The 15,015-nt window shown below is 57.1% G+C and carries 13 protein-coding genes; 7 read left to right on the top strand and 6 right to left on the bottom strand.

Translation table 11 applies throughout. From position 1 onward, the window contains the following. The first annotated feature begins 134 nt into the window (after positions 1-134). The 3 genes from ACR0B0_RS20280 (at position 135) to ACR0B0_RS20270 (ending at position 2,234) form a co-directional block, all read left to right on the top strand. Positions 135-1,331: a BCCT family transporter gene (locus ACR0B0_RS20280; protein WP_170349838.1), complete on the top strand. Its 1,197-nt coding sequence runs from the start codon at positions 135-137 to the stop codon at positions 1,329-1,331. Between the two features lie 145 nt (positions 1,332-1,476). After that, a complete protein-coding gene (locus tag ACR0B0_RS20275) occupies positions 1,477-1,830 on the top strand; it encodes a hypothetical protein (RefSeq protein ID WP_480649344.1) in 354 nt (117 codons plus the stop codon). A 170-nt stretch (positions 1,831-2,000) separates the two neighbouring features. After that, positions 2,001-2,234: a hypothetical protein gene (locus ACR0B0_RS20270; RefSeq protein WP_170349469.1), complete on the top strand. Its 234-nt coding sequence runs from the start codon at positions 2,001-2,003 to the stop codon at positions 2,232-2,234. Between the two features lie 60 nt (positions 2,235-2,294). Here ACR0B0_RS20270 and ACR0B0_RS20265 read toward each other — a convergent pair whose 3' ends face one another. The 4 genes from ACR0B0_RS20265 to ACR0B0_RS20250 form a co-directional block, all read right to left on the bottom strand. Further along, positions 2,295-2,582: an HU family DNA-binding protein gene (locus ACR0B0_RS20265; protein ID WP_170349467.1), complete on the bottom strand. Its 288-nt coding sequence runs from the start codon at positions 2,580-2,582 to the stop codon at positions 2,295-2,297. A gap of 130 nt (positions 2,583-2,712) precedes the next feature. After that, complete coding sequence (locus ACR0B0_RS20260) at positions 2,713-4,176, bottom strand: AMP nucleosidase (RefSeq protein WP_170349465.1); 1,464 nt, start codon at positions 4,174-4,176, stop codon at positions 2,713-2,715. After that, on the bottom strand, positions 4,173-5,975 hold the full coding sequence (gene ade, locus ACR0B0_RS20255; RefSeq protein ID WP_170349462.1) for an adenine deaminase: 1,803 nt from the start codon (positions 5,973-5,975) through the stop codon (positions 4,173-4,175). The genes ACR0B0_RS20260 and ade overlap by 4 nt, the downstream gene beginning before the upstream one ends. Before the next feature lie 144 nt (positions 5,976-6,119). Continuing rightward, positions 6,120-6,995 (bottom strand): LysR family transcriptional regulator, encoded by an 876-nt coding sequence (locus ACR0B0_RS20250; RefSeq protein WP_170349460.1) that lies wholly within the window; start codon positions 6,993-6,995, stop codon positions 6,120-6,122. 116 nt (positions 6,996-7,111) lie between these two features. Here ACR0B0_RS20250 and ACR0B0_RS20245 point away from each other — a divergent pair, with 116 nt between their 5' ends. Both ACR0B0_RS20245 and ACR0B0_RS20240 read left to right on the top strand, forming a co-directional pair. Continuing rightward, a complete protein-coding gene (locus ACR0B0_RS20245; RefSeq protein ID WP_170349459.1) occupies positions 7,112-7,867 on the top strand; it encodes a class II aldolase and adducin N-terminal domain-containing protein in 756 nt (251 codons plus the stop codon). Between the two features lie 11 nt (positions 7,868-7,878). Next, on the top strand, positions 7,879-8,868 hold the full coding sequence (locus ACR0B0_RS20240) for a sterol desaturase family protein (protein ID WP_480649342.1): 990 nt from the start codon (positions 7,879-7,881) through the stop codon (positions 8,866-8,868). Positions 8,869-8,872: 4 nt separating this feature from the next. Here ACR0B0_RS20240 and ACR0B0_RS20235 read toward each other — a convergent pair whose 3' ends face one another. Continuing rightward, positions 8,873-9,505: a class I SAM-dependent DNA methyltransferase gene (locus ACR0B0_RS20235; RefSeq protein ID WP_170349455.1), complete on the bottom strand. Its 633-nt coding sequence runs from the start codon at positions 9,503-9,505 to the stop codon at positions 8,873-8,875. Between the two features lie 90 nt (positions 9,506-9,595). On the opposite strand from ACR0B0_RS20235, the gene ACR0B0_RS20230 reads away from it, so the two are divergent. Then, positions 9,596-10,441, top strand: coding sequence for an SDR family oxidoreductase (locus ACR0B0_RS20230; protein WP_170349453.1), 846 nt, complete (start codon positions 9,596-9,598; stop codon positions 10,439-10,441). A 3-nt stretch (positions 10,442-10,444) separates the two neighbouring features. Here ACR0B0_RS20230 and ACR0B0_RS20225 read toward each other — a convergent pair whose 3' ends face one another. After that, positions 10,445-12,061, bottom strand: coding sequence for a GMC family oxidoreductase (locus ACR0B0_RS20225; RefSeq protein WP_480649340.1), 1,617 nt, complete (start codon positions 12,059-12,061; stop codon positions 10,445-10,447). Positions 12,062-12,458: 397 nt separating this feature from the next. On the opposite strand from ACR0B0_RS20225, the gene katG reads away from it, so the two are divergent. Beyond that, positions 12,459-14,660, top strand: a complete 2,202-nt coding sequence (gene katG, locus ACR0B0_RS20220) for a catalase/peroxidase HPI (protein ID WP_480649338.1) — start codon at positions 12,459-12,461, stop codon at positions 14,658-14,660. Positions 14,661-15,015: the final 355 nt, after the last annotated feature.

Here is a 15,015-nt window from a genome sequence, read left to right as displayed (position 1 = left end):
GGCCGCAAGCGCCCCTTGCCAAAAAACCACACCTTTGGGGCAAGCGTGAAAACTGCGACGCTTTTATTGATTGACCGGCCAATTAAAGATAAATGCGAAAAATCTGGCTGATTATGGGAGGTTTGTCAGTGCTTCTGGAATACATTCTGTCTTTTGGCGTCCTATTGGCTTTGGGCCTGGTCGCTTTCTTCGTAGTGAAATGGTGGAATCTGCGCTGCGTCGGTGTGACGCCTGTTCATCTGTTCACCTTCATCGCGATCCTGTTCACATCCGGTCTGGATGTCGGCCTGATCATGTTCCCGCTGACCGAGTTCGGCGGCTATGCCGAAGATCCAGCCTATGCCTTTGCCAATCCGCTGGCGATCGAGTTCGGCTTCTGGGGCTTTCTGATCTGGGCCTTCTATTTCCTGACCGCGTTCTACTTCTGCGTGATCGAACCGCGGGTCAAGTTCTTTGAGATCCCGCTGGTCAAGCTGATCAACAACGTGGTGATCATCGGCACCTGCGCCTTTACCGCCAGCCTGTTCCTGATCTACCTGCCCGGCTACCTGCCCGAGGTCGGAGACGGCGAATCCGTGGTCACCACCTTCTATGTCATCGTATTTGTGGTCATTCTGGCGGCGGCCTATTCGTCGACCGACCTGAAATACGTGCGTATCCTTTCGGTGGGCTCGACCTTTCTGTTTCTGGCGCTGATCCTTGGCATGTGGGTTGCAGCTGGCATGGGCTTTACCGGTTTTGCGGAAACCAGCAGCAATATCGGGGCCTATTTCGCCAACCTGCACAAATTCGTCCTGCCGCTGACAGACTATCACGCCTTCTACCTGTTCTGGTGGTTTGCGTGGTCGATCATGATTGGCCAGTTCACCTCGCGCTTTGTGGGTGGGTTGAAGACCTGGCAATTGCTGGCGGCACTGCTGATCTTCCCGTCGATCCCGTTGGCGATCTGGTTCACCGTTCTCTACTACTACCACCTGAACGGCATCAGCACCGCAGGCATCACCAACATCGCGATGGTGATTGTGGGCGTGACCTTTGTGATCAACTCGCTGGACTCTCTTATTAGGCTCTACACCGACAACCTGAACATGACGGTCGAGCGGTTCGGCAAGGCGATTTATGTCGCAGGCAATGTCGTGCTGCTGTTCGTGCTGACCCTGTTGTTCCAGAGCCAGTGGTTGCAGATCCAATGGATCGGAGCGGTGGTCGTCGGCCTGTACCTGGCCTGCGTGGTCTATATCCTGATCGCCAAGCGCAAAGAGGTGCTGAGCATCGACTCGATGCCCGAAGACCGCGATCTGGACTTCCACAAGGTTGAAACGGTTCACTGATCAACTTTGGCGATTAACCAAAAAACGGGCGCCAAGGCGCCCGTTGTTTCCATCGGAAAAGCAGGCAGTTTTCGCAGCTTTGCAGAGTAAGATTATTGCTTTGCGTCGGCTTGTGAAATCAAATGTGTATGCATAGCTTAAGACTATGAAAAGAATAATTCTTTTACTGCTATTCTCATTGCTTGCCTTTGCTTTTGCTTATCAGTCCTATCGATTGGCGGCTCTTGAGAGCCTGAGCGGTCGACAAACTTCCTACATTCGTTTGATTGATGAAACCGCGAAAGTTGGCTGTTTGAAGAAGCACGCTTTCGTCGAGTTTTTAACATCAAAAAACTTGCACCACTGGGTTATTGACGCCGAAAGTTCTTTAGTAAGTAGTGAAAAGCTTCCAGATGAAACAGCTTTGATAGAAGTCTTATTGAGGCCAAATCCCTTCCTTGCGCCTCCAGTTTTCACGAGGTTTTATTTTGACGAGGCGGATTGCTGGTTGCCAATTTAAGTTTTAAACAGGGTTTTGATCTTTGGGTCGAAAGAACTCATCGCAATCGAAATTGCTTCTAGTCGCTAGGTGCAAAAAAAAGCGCCCAAAATACCGGAAAGAAACAACGCATAAGAGTTGTTGAAGAGCTATGAAGCCCTACCTCGTCTGTAAGGGTGATAGGAAACTTCATGCTGGAAGAAAAACGCAAAGATCTGGACTCGGAAAAACAGAAGAAACTGCTGTTTAGGCTTGTGGATGAACTCAGCCGGTCTTCGCCGGATTTGTACTATCGCTCGACCAGTGAAATTGCCGCGTATCTCGAGGCATACATTCGCAAAGGGGCAAAACTGTCTGCTGATGACAGGGCTTTGATGACCCGCCTCAACCGCCGCGATTTGGAAGTGCTGCTAAGCTTGCACTGAGGCAAAGAAAAAGGGCCCCCAAACGGCGGCCCTCAATCGCTTGTCCGAAAAAGACTGGGATCAGCCGTTCACGCTGTCTTTCAGAGCCTTCGCGATGGTCATCTTGACCACCTTGTCGGCCTCTTTCTTGAACTGCTCGCCGGTGGCGGGGTTGCGCACCATACGCTCGGGGCGCTCGCGGCAGTAGATTTTGCCAACACCGGGCAGGGTTACCGCACCACCAGCCGACACTTCGCGGGTGATCAGGCCGGTCACGGCCTCCAGCGCGGCGTTTGCAGCTTTCTTGTCGGTTCCCATTTCCTCAGCGAGAGCAGCAACCAGCTGAGTCTTTGTCATAGGCTTTGCCATTTCTTGGTCTCCTTAACGTGCCCGATAAATAGGGCCTCACCGCGTAACTGTAACGGGATATTGTGGGCGAACACAACGAATAGTAGCGTCGAAAACCCTAAAAATAGGGGGATTTCGTTGCTTTTTTGCTTCAGAGAAAGGCCGTTTCGTCAAATGAACGCAATTTCCGGCTGTGCAGACGCTCTAACGGCATGCCGCGCAGGTGTTCCATCGCACGGATTCCAATCGCCAGATGGCGGCTGACCTGAGTGGTATAGAACGCCGACGCCATGCCGGGAAGCTTTAATTCACCATGCAGCGGTTTGTCGGACACACACAGCAATGTGCCGTATGGAACCCGGAACCGATAGCCATTGGCGGCGATGGTGGCGCTTTCCATATCCAGCGCAATCGCGCGGGATTGGCTGAGGCGTTGGACTGGGCCGGACTGGTCGCGCAGTTCCCAGTTGCGGTTGTCGACCGAGGCGACGGTACCTGTCCGCATAATCCGCTTGAGTTCATAGCCTTCCAGTTCGGTGACTTCGGCCACGGCGCGTTCCAACGCGACCTGAACCTCGGCCAGGGGCGGGATCGGCACCCAGACGGGCAGGTCGTCGTCCAGTACCTTGTCTTCGCGTAGATAGGCATGGGCCAGCACGAAATCCCCCAATGCCTGCGTGTTCCGTAACCCGGCGCAATGGCCCACCATCAACCAGGCATGCGGGCGCAGGACGGCAATATGGTCGGTGGCTGTTTTGGCGTTCGACGGCCCCACCCCGATATTGACCAGAGTAATCCCGGACCCATCCTCGCGTTTGAGGTGATAGGTCGGCATTTGCGGCAGTTTCAGGGGTTGGTCCAATGTGCCATCTGGCGAGGTGATCTCGACATTTCCGGTTGAAACAAAGCTGGTATAGCCGCTTTCCGGATCGGCCAGCTGTGATCGGGCGTAGTTTTCGAATTCAGACACATAGAACTGGTAGTTGGTGAACAACACGTGGTTCTGGAAATGGCTGGGATCGGTCGCCGTATAATGCGCCAGCCGTGCCAGCGAATAATCCACCCGTTGCGCGGTGAACAAGGCCAGCGGGCCGTGATCCCCTTCGTGATCATGAACCCCGTTAACGATGTCGTCATTGGTTGTTGTCAGATCCGGCACGTCGAACACATCGCGCAGCGTAAACCCGGCTGCTCCCTGATGCGGGACGACAAGATCAGGATTGTTGGCAACAGCGAAATGCACCGGGATCGGCGTGTCTGAGGCACCGATGGACACTGGTTGGCCATGGTTGCGGATCAAAAGTGCGATCTGCTGCGTCAGGTAGGACCGGAACAAATCGGGCCGTGTCACCGTGGTTGCATGGGTGCCGGGTTCAGAGACATGACCAAAACTAAGCCGGCTGTCGACCTGAGCATAGGTCGCAGTTTTGATGCGAATTTCCGGGTAATAGGCTCTGAATCGTTCGGGCGGTGCCTCCCCTTCTATTGCCTTTGCAAAGCTGTCGCAGAGGAACTGGGTCGCCTGATCGTAAATCTCTTCCAGACGAGCCACCGCCGCCGCGGGGTCGGTGAACTTCTCGGGTGTAGGAACGTCGGGTGTTCTGATTATTGTCATGCAAGGGGTTCCAAAAGGTCGATCTTTTCAAAGGTCCGCACATCCACCAGCCCAAGGTCTGAAATCCTCAATTCGGGAATCACGACTAAGGCCAGCAGCGAGTGCTGCATATACGCGTTGTTCAACTGGCAGCCGCAGGCCTGCATCGCCGCGACCATCTGTTCTGCTTTCGCCGCCACTTCAGTCGCTGGGCTATCCGACATCAGGCCTGCAATGGGCAGTTCCACCAGTGCCAGTTCCGCGCCATCGCGGAATATAGTGATGCCGCCCCCCACCTCGGCCAAACGGTTTGCTGCCAGTGCCATCTGGTCACGGTCGGTGCCGACAACGATCATGTGGTGACTGTCATGCGCCACAGTCGAAGCCATCGCCATTTTGCCTTGATATCCAAAGCCCGAGACAAAGGCGTTTGTCACCCCCCCGGTGGCGCGGTGGCGCTCGACCAGCGCGATCTGGCAGACCTCGCCTTCGCCTTCGACCAACCCGCCGATGATTGGCAGCTCGCATTTCAGTGCCTTTGTGGGGGCCTGATTTTCCACAACGCCAATCACATTGGCCTGCACACGATTGGCACCTGCGGGGGCATTGATTTCGAAATCCGCACCGGTCAGTGCGTGCCCCAAATGTACGGTGTCGCGCGCAGTACCCGGCCAGTTCAGATGCGGGCAATCTACTGAAATTGCGCCCTTTTCGGCGGCAATCTGACCGCGGGCAATGACCATCTCGATGGGCAGCTCGGTCAGGTCCGAGCTGAGAATAATATCCGCTCGCCGTCCCGGAGTGATCGAACCGATCTCACGCTCCAACCCGAAATGGGTGGCCGTGTTGATCGTTGCCATCTGCAAGGCCACCAGCGGATCGCAACCACAAGCAATTGCATGGCGCACAACCCGATTCATGTGTCCGTCATTGACCAGGGTGCCGGAATGACAATCATCGGTACACAGGATGAAATTGCGCGGGTCCAATCCTTTATTGGTGACCGCTGTGATCTGGCTTTCCACATCAAACCAAGCCGAGCCCAGCCGCATCATCGACCGCATGCCCTGCCGCACGCGGGCAATGGCATCGGCCTCGCAAGTGCCTTCGTGATCATCCGCTGGTCCGCCGGCCACATATGCTGCAAAATCAGGCCCTAAATCAGGCGAAGCGTAATGCCCACCGACTGTTTTCCCGGCTCGCTGGGTCGCAGCGATTTCAGCAAGCATCTTCGGATCGCCGTGAATAACGCCGGGGAAATTCATCATCTCGCCCAGCCCGATGATGCCCGGCCAGTTCATGGCCTCTGCCACATCCTCAGCAGTAATTTCATAACCTGTGGTCTCAAGCCCCGGTGCCGACGGCGCACATGACGGCATCTGCGTGAAGATGTTCACCGGCTGCATCAGCGCCTCATCATGCATCATGCGCACGCCGTCTAGCCCCAGCACATTCGCAATCTCATGCGGGTCGGTGAACATCGAGGTGGTGCCATGCGGAATCACCGCACGGGCAAACTCAGCCGGGGTCAACATCCCCGATTCGATATGCATATGGGCGTCGCACAGTCCCGGCAGCATATAGCGACCATGTGCTTCGATGATCTGCGTGTCGGGGCCAATGCAATGGGACGCGTCGGACCCAACATACGCGATGCGCCCGGCGGCAATGGCAATGTCGTGATCGGGTAGGGTTTCGCGGCTATGTACATTCACCCAAGTGCCGCCGCGAATGACCAAATCCGCGGCCTCCCGTCCCGCGGCAACGGCAATCAATTTAGGGGCGACATCGGGCCAGCTTGGGAAAGGTGTGTATTCCATGGCTCAACTTTCCTGAATGCAGAGAAAGGTTCAACCCCCACCGTACAGCTGTCATGAAACCGTCACGCAGCGCGTCAGCGCTGCCGGACCCAACCAGAGGAAGTGCCGCACAGCGGCAGTGACGATGGGCGGGAGTACCCCTTATCAAGACTGCGCGTCTGCCTCCATCTCGCGGCGCAACCAATCTGCAAAAGCCAGCGCCCCCGGGGTTTCTTCGGCTTGGGGTGACAATAACAGATAATAGGCTTCGGGCATTGGAGCGCGATGGGCAAAGGGGGCCACAAGCCGCCCCTGTTCGATTAAGCCGCGTGCAATAGTGTCGTGGGTCAGGCATAGCCCCCCGCCTGCCATCGCGACGGACAGGCTGACCAAATAGGTTGTCGAGTAAGTGATAGGCGGATTTCCCCAAATTAGAGCCTGTTCTTCGGCCCAATTTGCCCAGTTTGACAGCAGATTCGAACAATCGAACAACGGCTTTAGTTGCAGCGTGTCCAGCATCACTTCATAGCCCGGCGCACAGACTGGGTAATAATAATCGGTCCGCAACAATTCCGTTCGCACCATATCGGATGGGCGCAGAGAAAATCGGATTTCCACGGCGGCCCCTTCGGCCATCTCCCGCGGCTCCCATAATTCGGTAAAAATGTTCAGTTGGACTTCTGGGTGTGCCTCGCGGAATTGCGGCAGGCGCGGGGCCAGCCAATTGACGGCAAACGTGATGTTGCTTTGCACCTGAACGGCGTTTTGCTGCGCGCCTGTGACGGCTTGCGTGCCGCGGACCAGCGTTCGAAACGCCTCGCGCACCACCGGCAGATAGGTGATGCCGGCCTCGGTCAGTTCCAGCGCGCGCGGGCGGCGCAGGAACAGGGGCTGGCCCAGATATCCCTCCAACGATTTGATCTGCTGGCTGACCGCGCTTTGGGTCATGTTCAGGTCGCGGGCAGCGCCGGTGAAGGACAAGTGGCGCGCAGCGGCTTCAAACGTGCGTAACCACCCCAGCGGAGGAAGCTGTTTCTGCATTCGCATAATCCTGCCATTAGCTCAACTTATGAATTAGGACTGTTTTTTTCGTTGGTCAATTTTTTAAAGCGCAGGCAGGCTTTTCCGCAGCCCTAACTACCCTATCGGAGCCCGCAATGGCCATCACAAACCTGCGCCCCAATATCGACCACTGGGAGGACCGCGTAGATCTTGCCGCCACCTTTCGTTGGACAGAACGTCTGAACATGCATGAAGGCGTCGCCAATCATTTCAGTCTGGCAGTGAATGATGATGGCACGCAGTTTCTGATGAATGCCAATCAGATGCATTTTGCCCGTATCAAGGCCTCGAATCTGTTGCTGCTGGATGCCAATGACCCGAACGTCATGTCTCAGCCCGGTGCGCCTGACCCAACCGCGTGGGGATTGCATGGCTCGATCCACCGCCATTGCCCGCATGCGCGCTGTGTGATGCATGTGCATTCGATCTTTGCCACCGTTCTGGCCTCGCTGGCCGACAGTCGCCTGCCGCCGATCGATCAGAATACGGCCACCTTCTACAATCGCTATGTGGTGGATAACGAATTTGGTGGTCTGGCCTTTGAAAGCGAAGGTGAGCGCTGCGCGTCAATGCTGTCGGATCCGCAGAAGAAGGTCATGATCATGGGCAACCATGGCGTGTTGGTGATCGGAAGCGATCCCGCGGATGCGTTCAACCGGTTGTACTATTTCGAACGCGCGGCCGAAACGTATATCCGTGCGCTGCAAACCGGCCAGCCGTTGCGCGTGTTGTCGGATGAGATTGCCGAAAAGACGGCACAGGAACTGGACGAGTATCCCGACCAGGCCGATGCGCATCTGCGTGAAATCAAGGCTCTGCTGGATGCCGATGGCTCAGACTACGCCTCATAAAGGGTAATGCTATGACTTATTCCACTCAGGACCCCGAAGCCGCCCGCTGGAATTACCACCCCGAGGGGCCAGTGGGATTGAACCCGTTGTTCAACTGGCCCCCGCGCCCCGCTGCCGTGCTGAAATGGTATAGCGGTGCCTGGTTGCAGATCACGTCGCTGACTCTGTGCTTGGTGGTGGCGGTGACAGCCTATGTACTCTTTTTCCCAGCGTTAGAGACGATGACAAGCTTTGCACCCGGCTGGATGTTCCGCATTTGGCTGCTGAACATGGTGCCTCAGATTCTAATCGCGGGTGGTCTGCACTGGTGGCTGTACATGCGCAAAGGGCAGGGCATGTACAAAAAGTTCGACCGCCGCGACCTGACCCGCAGCAACGGCACGTTCACCTTTCGCAATCAGGTTTGGGACAATATCTGGTGGACGCTGGGCAGCGCGATGACAGTCGCGACAGTGTATCAGTGGATCATCTACTGGGCGATGGCGAACGGCTATGTGCCCACCGTAACTTGGGCCAGCGCACCGGTCTGGTGCGTGGTTTGGCTGGCATTCATACCGATGTGGTCGGGATTGCATTTTTACTGGGTGCATCGGCTGGAACATCACCCCAAGCTGTATAAACACGTGCATGCCGTGCATCACCGCAACGTAAATACGGGGCCGTGGTCAGGCATTTCAAACCATTGGTTCGAAAACATCCTGTACTTCACCACCTACTTCATCCACTTGATCGTGCCCTCGCATCCGCTGCACCTGCTGTTCCATGCCTATTTCCAACAGGTCAGCCCGGTCCTGTCGCATTCCGGATTTGAAAAGCTGCGTGCCCGGGAAACCGATGCCGCCCGCGCAGGGGACTTCTTCCACCAGCTGCATCATCGGTATTTCGAGTGCAACTACGGCACCTCTGAGATTCCGTTCGACAAGTGGTTTGGCACCTATCACGACGGCTCGGCCGAGGCGACGACGCGGACGCGCGCTTTCAAAAAGCAGATGTATTCCTGAAAGGTCAGCTCCGCTCGAACAAGGCGATCAGAGCGGTATCATCCTTGTTGGGGCCTGCGGCGAGGTCCCCATAGATGCGCACCTCGGGCAGGGTCAGGTTTCGAATCTGGCCCTGCGCCATTTTATGCAAGGTTTCGGCAAAGCCCATTTTTTCATAGTGTTTTGCGTTGATCGACAGGGCGAACTGTGCGCCGGGGCGGGCGATGCGCAGCAGGGCGGGCAGGGCCTCAGGGCCCAGATGGCCATGGGTGAAAGTGCCCGAGGATACGATGCCCGCATAGCTGTCGCGCGGGACCGGGATACCCTGGTTCAGGTCTGCCTCAATCGCATCGCGGTAGATATCCTTGCGCATGGCCTGATCCAGCATTTCGGCGCTGATATCCGTGGCGTCAATTGGCCCGACGCCCAGACCGGCCAGAACCGCACCGCACAGTCCTGTGCCTGCGCCCACATCCAGAACCGGGCCTTGCCCACCCGCGCTCACAAAGGCACGGGCCGTATGGATGTGCAGTTGATAGTCTTCAAGTGCTGCAAAGGAATCGTCATAGTCCCCGGCCCACTCGGCATAGAGCCGTTTGTGTTCTTCCGGTGAGTCCAGGGCATAGGCAGCGTGCAGATTGGGTGTTTTGTCACTCATACTCAAAAGAAAGGCGCATTGAGGGATTCGAATCAAGTATTCCGGCGCAATTGCTTGCATCCGCCGGGATTGCGGATCATCTAAGGCGCCATGACAGGAACTCTTTTTTCGTTCGGCCACGGATATTCGGCGCAAGCCTTGTCCCAGCTACTTGAACCACAAGGTTGGCGTATCTGCGGCACCACACGCGACCCGGCCCAATCCCCCGCTATTCGCGCATCCGGAGCAGACCCGCTGGTCTGGCCAGGGCAGGTGCCGAATCTGGACGGGGTGACGCATTTGCTGATTTCGACGGCGCCGAAAGCGGACGGAGACCCGGTGCTGGCTGCCCTGCAAGATGAGATTTCTGCGCGGGCTGCGCAGTTTGAATGGGTGGGATACCTGTCGACGACCGCAGTCTATGGCGATCATCAAGGCGCATGGGTGGATGAAACTACCCCGCCTGCGCCCACGGCTGAGCGTGGCAGATGGCGGGTGAAGGCTGAACAGCAGTGGATGAGCATCCCTGATCTGCCCACACATATTTTCCGGCTGGCGGGCATCTATGGTCCCGGTCGCGGTCCGTTTTCCAAGCTCAAGCGGGCGGGGATGCGGCGTATTATCAAGCCCGGTCAGGTGTTTTCGCGCATTCACGTCGCGGATATCGCACAGGTTCTGGCCGCCTCGATGGCCGCGCCCAACCCTGGTGCCATATATAACGTCTGCGATGATGAGCCGGTGCCACCGCAGGACGTGATCGCCTATGCCGCTGAGTTGCAGGGCCTGCCCTTACCGCCAGAGGTGCCGTTCGACGAGGCTGATCTGACCCCAATGGCCCGCAGTTTCTATAACGAAAACAAGCGGGTCAGGAATGATCGGATCAAGGACGAACTGGGCGTACGTCTGCTTTATCCTGATTACCGCACCGGGCTTGAGGCCCTGATGAAAGACACCTGACGCTCAGCCAGCAGCCTTGATCAGTTCAGCGGCCTTTTCGGCAATCATGATGGTGGGAGCATTGGTGTTGCCGGACACCAGCGTCGGCATAACCGAAGCGTCGATCACGCGCAGCGCATCGATACCACGTACGCGCAATTCCGGGTCGACCACGGCCATGTCATCCAAACCCATTTTGCAGGTCCCGACCGGGTGATAGATCGTGTCGGCGCGATCGCGGATGTGGTTTTCCCAATCGGCATCGGTTTGCGCGGTTTCGGTTCCGAACATTTCCTTGTGCCGATACTTCTCCAGCGCCGGGGCCTGAATGATGTCACGCGTCATCCGCGCGCCCTTGATCAGCGTTTCCAGATCACGGTCGTCAGACAGGAACGCTGGATCAATGGCAGGGGCGGCGAATGGGTCGGCGCTGTGCAGCCCCACCGTGCCCCGGCTTTCGGGGCGCAATTTGCAGACGTGGCAAGTAAATCCGTGACCGTAATGCAGTTTGCGGGCGTGATCGTCGACCAAGGCAATAGTGAAATGCAGCTGAATATCAGGCCGATCCAGATCAGGCGATGTTTTCAGAAAAGCCGCCCCTTCGGCAAACGGCGTGGCCGCCATTGAAACGCCGGTCTTACGCCAACGCAGCAGGTGCCGCAGCAGGTTCACCGATGCGGTCGCCCCGATCCCGAAATTGTCAGTGTCTTTTGTTTTGTAGGACAGAATAAAATCTAGGTGATCCTGCAGGTTCTGGCCAACGCCGGGCAGGTTATGGCGCACGGTGATGCCGTGTCGGGCAAGGTCCGCGCCATCCCCAATTCCTGACAGTTGCAGCAATTGTGGAGATTTGAGTGCACCGGCACAAATCAGCACTTCTCGTCTGGCCGTAACCGCGATGTCGGGCCCTTTGCCTTTTTTCTTGTAGATCACGCCGCTCGCGCGCTTGCCGTCGAATGTCAGTTCTTTTGCCACTGCATGAGTGATGACTTTCAGGTTCGGGCGGTCCATCACCGGAAAGACATAGGCCGCAGCTGCTGAACAACGCTCTCCATTTCGGGCCGGGTCGTGAAATTGGGTCACTTGGTACAGGCCGACCCCTTCATTGTTGCCACGGTTAAAGTCATGCGTGCGGCGGTGCTGCAATTGTTCGGCTGCGCGGATGAAATCATGAGTGATAGGGCGCGGCTCTTTTTGGTGTGAAACCTGAACCGGACCGCTGTCACCATGCAGATCATCGGCTCCGTCCTCATTGTTCTCGGATCGTTTGAAATAGGGTAGCACGCTCTCCCAATCCCAGCCGGTGCAGCCCAGATCGGACCAGCCGTCATAGTCCTGACGCTGCCCCCGTATGTAAAGCATCGCATTGATGGCACTGGACCCACCCAGTGCCTTGCCGCGCGGCTGATACCCCCGGCGTCCGTTCAGGCCCGGCTGCGGCACGGTCTCGAACGCCCAGTTGTTGATCTTTGGCCGCCCGGGCAGGGCAGCGACCACGGCCGAGGGCATACGGACCAGAATACTGTCGCCACGACCGCCGGCCTCAAGCAGGCAAACGCGGGTGTTTGGGTCGGCGCTGAGGCGATTGGCCAGTACCGAACCCGCGGACCCGCCGCCAACGATGACGTAGTCGAATTCCATCTTGACTCCCTCAGTGCCGGATCGGGCATGGCTATGCCTGTAACCTTCCGTGGGTCTGACTGTGGCGCAGCGGTCGAAAAAAACAATTGGCGCTATTGGGATGTGACCCAAGGTTATTTTGTGGTGCTGCCGGTGAACGGGTCGTAACGCAGTGGATTATGAAAATATCATAATCATTTCCTATCACATTCATCATTAAACAAAACTTTTATGCATGATTTTGATTTGCTACTTCTGGTGGTGACAAGACCAAAGAGTCGCCGATCCCCCCGAGCGAAAAACGCGTGCCCCTGGGCGCGCGTTAAGGGCGGGTAAAGGTGTCATCTGCATGAGTTCTTGATCGACCAAGTTTGAACCGTGCGAACCTGCCGGAAATTAGCCAGGAATGGAGATCGATATGGATGGAAGTGATAACCCCAAAACGGGCGGATGCCCGGTGATGCATGGCGCCGGAACCCGGTCAAACCGGGATTGGTGGCCCAACCAACTGAACCTGTCGATCCTACACCAGCATGCGCCCGCGTCGAACCCGCTTGGGGGCGATTTTAATTACGCGGAAGAGTTCAAGAAGCTGGACATGAAGGCGCTGAAGGAAGACCTGTACGCGCTGATGACGGATTCTCAGGATTGGTGGCCGGCAGATTACGGTCATTACGGTGGACTGTTCATCCGGATGGCTTGGCACAGCGCCGGAACGTACCGGACCGCAGATGGCCGTGGTGGCGCGTCGACCGGCAACCAACGCTTTGCGCCGCTGAACAGCTGGCCGGACAACGGCAACCTGGACAAGGCGCGCCGTCTGTTGTGGCCAATCAAACAGAAATACGGCAATCAGATTTCCTGGGCAGATCTGATTATTTTGGCCGGTAACTGCGCCATCGAATCCATGGGTGGCAACACCTTTGGCTTTGCCGGTGGCCGCGAAGACATCTGGGCACCCGAAGAAGACATCTATTGGGGTACGGAAACGGAATGGCTCGCTCCGACAGACAATCCCCATAGCCGCTATTCAGGCGAGCGTGATCTGGAAAACCCGCTGGCCGCCGTGCAGATGGGCCTGATCTATGTGAACCCCGAGGGCCCCGACGGGCAGCCTGATGCGTTGGCCTCTGGTCGTGACATCCGCGACACGTTTGGTCGGATGGCAATGAATGACGAAGAGACAGTCGCATTGGTCGCGGGTGGTCACACCTTTGGCAAGGCACACGGCGCAGGTGATCCCGATCTGGTTGGTCCGGAACCCGAGGCTGCGCCGATCGAGGAAATGGGCCTTGGCTGGGTAAACAAGTTCGGTTCGGGCAAGGGTGACGACACCACCACCAGCGGGATCGAAGGGGCGTGGACCGCGAACCCGATCCAATGGGACAATGGCTATTTCGACCTGCTGTTCGGCTATGACTGGAACCTGACCAAAAGCCCCTCGGGCGCCTGGATCTGGGAACCGGTCGGCGTGAAAGAAGAAGATATGGCCCCTGCGGCGCATGATCCGTCGAAAAAGGTCAAGACAATGATGACAACGGCGGACATGGCGATGCGCATGGACCCGATCTATGGCCCGATCTCAAAGCGGTTCCACGAGAACCCGGAAGAGTTCGCGGACGCCTTTGCCCGTGCCTGGTTCAAGCTGACCCACCGCGATATGGGCCCGCGCTCGAACTATATCGGTGATGAGGCCCCGACCGAAGAGTTGCTGTGGCAGGACAATGTACCGGCCGTGGATCACGACCTGATCGACGACACGGATGCGGCTGACCTGAAGAGCAAGATTCTGGCAGCCGGCCTGTCGGTCTCTGAACTGGTGTCGACCGCCTGGGCTTCGGCCTCGACATTCCGCGGGTCGGACAAGCGCGGCGGAGCCAATGGCGCCCGCATCCGTCTTGCGCCGCAGAAAGACTGGGACGTGAACGAACCGATGAAGCTGTCCAAAGCGCTGGATGCGTTGGAAGGCGTTCAGAAAGCGTTTAACGATGCGCAGTCGGGCAACAAACGGGTCTCTTTGGCCGATGTGATCGTTCTGGGCGGTGCAGCCGGTATTGAACAGGCCGCCAAAGCGGCGGGTCATGAGGTTCAGGTACCGTTCGCCCCGGGCCGCACAGATGCGACGCAGGATCAGACGGATGTCGAGTCGTTCTCGGTGATGGAGCCATTTGCAGACGGCTTCCGGAACTATCAAAAGTCCGACTACAGCGTATCGCCCGAAGAACTGTTGATCGATCGGGCGCAGCTGCTGGCTCTGTCAGCCCCGGAAATGACGGCGTTGGTTGGCGGGCTTCGGGTAATGGGCGCGACGTTCGGCGACACAACACATGGTGTGTTCACTAACAACGTCGGCACGCTCAGCACCGATTTCTTTACCAACCTGCTGGACATGGGTACCGAGTGGAAAGCTGCGGGCAACGGCGTCTATGAAGGCCGCGACCGCACCAGCGGGGCGGTCAAGTGGACCGGAACACGTGTTGATCTGGTCTTTGGGTCAAACTCGCAACTGCGAGCGCTGGCCGAGGTCTACGGTCAGGCCGATGCCGGGGGCAAATTCGTCTGCGACTTTGTCTCGGCCTGGAACAAGGTGATGAACGCGGATCGCTTCGATCTGTCGTAAACACGCGACTAACGTAATGATTGCGCCGTCCGAAGAGACTCGGGCGGCGTTTTCTTTGGCCCAGCCCCGGGGCGCATACCAAGCATTGGGTACGATTCCGCCCATAGATCAACCCTTCCCCCAATTTCAGTGGCCTGTAAGCGGGTTTTTCCCACGAATTGTTAAGTTAACTTATTGATTTCATTAAGGTGGGTAAGTTTCTGAGGGGAAAAGCGAAGTTTTTTCAAAATGGGGGTTGCAGGTCCCAGACCTAATCCGTAAATACCCCTTCACCGGCGCTGCTGAGGCGGTGTTGGGACGCTGGAGACGGCGGAGACGCTCAGGAGAGACTGGGGGCATCTTGAGGGATTTGTTA

This window comes from Ruegeria sp. BA12 (assembly GCF_056539625.1).
This window is presented reverse-complemented; position numbering and strand designations above follow the sequence as displayed.

Bases quoted from the DNA above. Each gene is read 5' to 3' on its own strand.
- ACR0B0_RS20275 (WP_480649344.1), top strand. From the start codon at position 1,477: ATGAAAAGAATAATTCTTTTACTGCTATTCTCATTGCTTGCCTTTGCT.
- ACR0B0_RS20270 (WP_170349469.1), top strand. From the start codon at position 2,001: ATGCTGGAAGAAAAACGCAAAGATCTGGACTCGGAAAAACAGAAGAAA.
- ACR0B0_RS20265 (WP_170349467.1), bottom strand. From the start codon at position 2,582: ATGGCAAAGCCTATGACAAAGACTCAGCTGGTTGCTGCTCTCGCTGAG.
- ACR0B0_RS20260 (WP_170349465.1), bottom strand. From the start codon at position 4,176: ATGACAATAATCAGAACACCCGACGTTCCTACACCCGAGAAGTTCACC.
- ade (WP_170349462.1), bottom strand. From the start codon at position 5,975: ATGGAATACACACCTTTCCCAAGCTGGCCCGATGTCGCCCCTAAATTG.
- ACR0B0_RS20250 (WP_170349460.1), bottom strand. From the start codon at position 6,995: ATGCAGAAACAGCTTCCTCCGCTGGGGTGGTTACGCACGTTTGAAGCC.
- ACR0B0_RS20245 (WP_170349459.1), top strand. From the start codon at position 7,112: ATGGCCATCACAAACCTGCGCCCCAATATCGACCACTGGGAGGACCGC.
- ACR0B0_RS20240 (WP_480649342.1), top strand. From the start codon at position 7,879: ATGACTTATTCCACTCAGGACCCCGAAGCCGCCCGCTGGAATTACCAC.
- ACR0B0_RS20235 (WP_170349455.1), bottom strand. From the start codon at position 9,505: ATGAGTGACAAAACACCCAATCTGCACGCTGCCTATGCCCTGGACTCA.
- ACR0B0_RS20230 (WP_170349453.1), top strand. From the start codon at position 9,596: ATGACAGGAACTCTTTTTTCGTTCGGCCACGGATATTCGGCGCAAGCC.
- ACR0B0_RS20225 (WP_480649340.1), bottom strand. From the start codon at position 12,061: ATGGAATTCGACTACGTCATCGTTGGCGGCGGGTCCGCGGGTTCGGTA.
- katG (WP_480649338.1), top strand. From the start codon at position 12,459: ATGGATGGAAGTGATAACCCCAAAACGGGCGGATGCCCGGTGATGCAT.